Origin of the sequence: Mesorhizobium sp. M8A.F.Ca.ET.021.01.1.1, assembly GCF_003998025.1 — a bacterium.
Classification (GTDB): domain Bacteria; phylum Pseudomonadota; class Alphaproteobacteria; order Rhizobiales; family Rhizobiaceae; genus Mesorhizobium.
This window is the reverse complement of record NZ_RZSJ01000587.1, coordinates 1-3,778: the sequence shown is the minus strand read 5'-3', so window position 1 is coordinate 3,778 and position 3,778 is coordinate 1. Positions and strand designations below refer to the sequence as shown.

Here is a 3,778-nt window from a genome sequence, read left to right as displayed (position 1 = left end):
CGTCTGTTCGACATAGCGCGGAAACACGCCCTCCGGCGCAGGCAGCTGCGTGCCGGACACAAGCGCATGGTCGGCGTGGACATGCACGAAATCGCGGCTGTCCGCCGGCACCGCCAGGAGGTCGAGCAGCTTGCCGGCCGAGCCCGGAATGAAGGGCTGGCATAGAACCGCCACGCGCCGGACCACTTCGGCCGTCGTCCACAGCACCGTTTCCATGCGCTCCGGATTGGTTTTCTTGAGCGCCCAGGGTTCCTGCCCGGCGAAATACCGGTCCGCTTCCGCAACCACGCCGAAGATCGCCGCCAGTGCCAGATGGATGCCTTGCTCAGCCATTGCCTTGCGCGCGGTGACGAGGGCGTCGATCGCCTGATCCAGGATCACCTTGTCGGCTTCCGCCATATCGCCGCGCTTCGGCACCACGCCGCCGCAATTCTTGGCGATCATCGACAGCGAGCGCTGCGCCAGATTGCCGAGACCATTGGCCAGATCCGCATTGGTGCGGTTGACGATCGCTTCATGGCTGTAGCTGCCGTCCTGCCCGAACGGCACTTCGCGCAGGAAGAAGTAGCGCACCTGGTCGAGGCCGTAATGGTCGACCATGGTGAACGGGTCGATGACGTTGCCGACCGATTTCGACATCTTCTCGCCGCGGTTGAACAGGAAGCCGTGGCCGAAGACACGCTTCGGCAGCGGAATGCCGGCCGACATCAAAAAGGCCGGCCAATAAACCGCGTGGAAGCGCACAATGTCCTTGCCGATGATGTGCGCATCGGCCGGCCAAAAACGCCAATTATCAGCCTTTTCATCGGGATAGCCGACGCCGGTGATGTAGTTGGTCAGCGCGTCGACCCACACATACATGACATGCTTTTCGTCGCCAGGTACCGGCACGCCCCAGTCGAATGTGGTGCGCGAGATCGACAGGTCCTTCAGTCCCGACTTGACGAAGCTCATCACCTCGTTGCGTCGCTCGGCCGGGCCAATGAAGTCGGGCTGGCCTTCGTAAAGCGCAATGAGCTTGTCCTGATAGGCCGACAGCCGGAAGAAGTAGCTCTCTTCCTCGACCCATTCGACCGGCGTTCCCTGCGGCCCGTAGCGGACATTGTCGGGACGGACCTCGGTCTCCTCCTCGCCGTAATAGGCTTCGTCGCGCACCGAGTACCAGCCGGCATAGCCGCCTTTGTAGACGTCGCCATTGGCGGCCATCGCCTTCCAGATCGCCTGCGAAGCCGCGTAATGCCGCTCCTCGGTGGTGCGGATGAAATCGTCGTTAGAGGCGTTGAGCGCGGTCGCCATGCGCTTGAACTCAGCCGAGTTGCGGTCGGCCAGTTCGCGCGCCGAAATGCCTTCGCGCTTGGCCGTCTGCAGCATCTTGATGCCGTGCTCGTCGGTGCCGGTGAGGAAGAAGACCTGCTTGCCGTCAAGCCGCTGGAAGCGGGCAAGCGCGTCGGTGGCGATCAGCTCGTAGGCATGGCCGATATGCGGCTTGCCGTTCGGATAGGAAATCGCGGTCGTGATGTAGAATGTGTTGCGTGACATGAATGAACCGTCATGAATGTCTGAATGGGAGCCGTGGCGGTGGATATCGCATCGGAATGGCGATTGCCATCCCGAGACCAATGCATGCCGCCCAAAAGCTGCCCCGGTTTTGGGGGCAACGGCATGCACCAAAAAAGGCCGTCACATTCGCATTGCAGAATTCAGGCGGTCGGTCATGGTCGGGGCGTGCTGCTTCTTGTCGAGATTGCAGGGTGTCGGCCTCAGATATAACGTCCAGGGCCTCATGCCAAGTCCAGACCGCTTGCCTGACCTGCGCATTCATCACCATGGTCTGGCGGCAGGCCGTTGCAAAGTCGGGCCACGTTCCCTTAGGGTCGTGACGGGCAAAGGCAGATCCGCATGGCCACGACCACACAATATGATCCGCGACCGAATCTCGATCTGCGCTTGCGCCAGGCCGGCGCGAGCAAAACCGTCTACGCCCTCGTCACCCCCGAGATCGAGGCGGTAAAGGCCGAATTGCTCGGCAACAATACCGGAAATGGCCCGGACCTGGTCCGTGCGGCCTATCTCGATCAGTTTCGCCATGCCTGGACCGGAAAGCAGAACGCGCTGCACAAACGGTTCTTCGACACCTGGCTCGGTTGGGCGAAGCCGATGGCGCCGTTGAACACGGCTGACTTTCCATTCAGCTATCCGACCGCGGGTGCAAGCGAGCCGCTTTTTCACCTGATTGCCGATTACGGCAACCGCGCGCGCCTCGATGGGTTCTCCCCTCGCCTTGCAATCTTTCGTGGCGAGTATGAGGGCTACAGAGCCTATGCTGAAGCCTGCGGCATTCCGGTGACGGAATATGACCGCCACGACTGGCGCGATACGGCCGACACCATCGATCCCCAGCATCTGCTGTGTCTCAGCCAACCCTCGGCCATTGACGGAATGGTATGGCCCGAAGCCAACGCATTTCTTCGCCGGCTCAGCGGGCGCGCGAACCCGGCCCAGGTCGTCTTGGATTTGACCTATGTCGGGGCAACCGCCGAGCCACCGTCGGAAACGATCCTCGCCGACGCCCCTTGCGTGAGTGCCGTGGTGATCAGCCTGTCCAAACCGTTCGGCACCTATTACGACCGCATAGGCGGTGTGTTTTGCCGATCGGAGAATCTCGGCCTGTTCGGCAATCAATGGTTCAAGAACCTGACGTCGCTGCAACTGGGAATCCGGCTGATGGAGCGGTTTGACGTGTTCGCCATGGCGCGCCGCTACGGCGCGGTTCAACATGGCGCTGCAGAACATGCCGGCCAGGCTCTCGGCCTCGCCCTGGTGCCGGCGGACGTCTTCATTCTTGCCCAGGCATCGGCAGGGGCGGACGGGGATTCGGACATGGCCTCCTACCTTACCCGCGCCCCTGGCGCGATCGGTGCTCGGCCCCGCCTGTGTCTCACGCCAGGCATGGCGGAGCGGATCGGCATGGCCCCTCCTGGACCGGTTTCATGAAGCATCTAATCCCGCTGGTCACCCGCGATGACGTCCATGCCCACTGCCTGGCTCACTGGAAAACGGATGCATTCCGATCCTCGCATCGCGAGGGCGGCTACATCTACGACGTCGTCGATCAGTACGCCCGCCTGCCGCGCTTCACCTGCGAGACCACCAACGACCGCCTGGAACGCGCGCACTTCTGCACCTGGTGGGGGCTGACGATGCGCCGGGACGACTATGCCGCCGCGGCCGTCGAGGATCTCTACATTCTGCATGAAATCTGGCACGCCGCGCACATGCCCTTCATACCGGGCATCGGGTTCGAGGCGTTCCACGGCAAGATGGAGCGCAACGAGCTGGAAGCGAGCGTCGCTTCCGAACTGCTGGTCTATTTCAAGATCGATGGACTGAGGGAAAGCGCGTTTCCGCATCCCATTTATGCGGACCGGTTTCTCAATGATCCGGCCATGCGGCTTCTATGGCGCGAGAACGAAGTCGTCGCCACCAACACGCTGCTCGAAGCGCGGCGAAACGTCATGTACTCGAAGCCCGAAGGCGACATGGACCTGAGCGAGCGCTGGATCCGCAAATTCACCATGCAGAACCGGCAATGGTCGATCGTCTGGGCCGACCGCTATCCCGACATCGAGGACCATATGCATCGGTTCCAGCAGATGGCACATGGCGGCGACAGGAAGGGGGCCGCCGACTTCCATGTCGACTGGATCGAAGCCGAGGCCGCCAGCGATGCCGTGGACCACATTCCTTTCCGCGACCAGGCGCTGCTGTTCGCCACGAT

3 protein-coding genes are annotated in these 3,778 nt (G+C 62.1%); 2 read left to right on the top strand and 1 reads right to left on the bottom strand.

What is annotated here, in order from left to right; all coding sequences use genetic code 11:
- Positions 1-1,539 (bottom strand): methionine--tRNA ligase (gene metG, locus EOA36_RS30300; RefSeq protein ID WP_127280619.1); only part of this gene is annotated, 1,539 nt, incomplete at its 3' end.
- A gap of 360 nt (positions 1,540-1,899) precedes the next feature.
- Here metG and EOA36_RS30290 point away from each other — a divergent pair.
- The gene (locus EOA36_RS30290; protein WP_127280618.1) at positions 1,900-2,994 is read left to right on the top strand and encodes an aminotransferase class I/II-fold pyridoxal phosphate-dependent enzyme; all 1,095 of its coding nucleotides are present in this window, start codon (positions 1,900-1,902) and stop codon (positions 2,992-2,994) included.
- Positions 2,991-3,778, top strand: a 788-nt coding sequence (locus EOA36_RS30285) for a hypothetical protein (RefSeq protein ID WP_145969382.1), incomplete at its 3' end; no start/stop codon positions are given. The genes EOA36_RS30290 and EOA36_RS30285, both read left to right, overlap by 4 nt.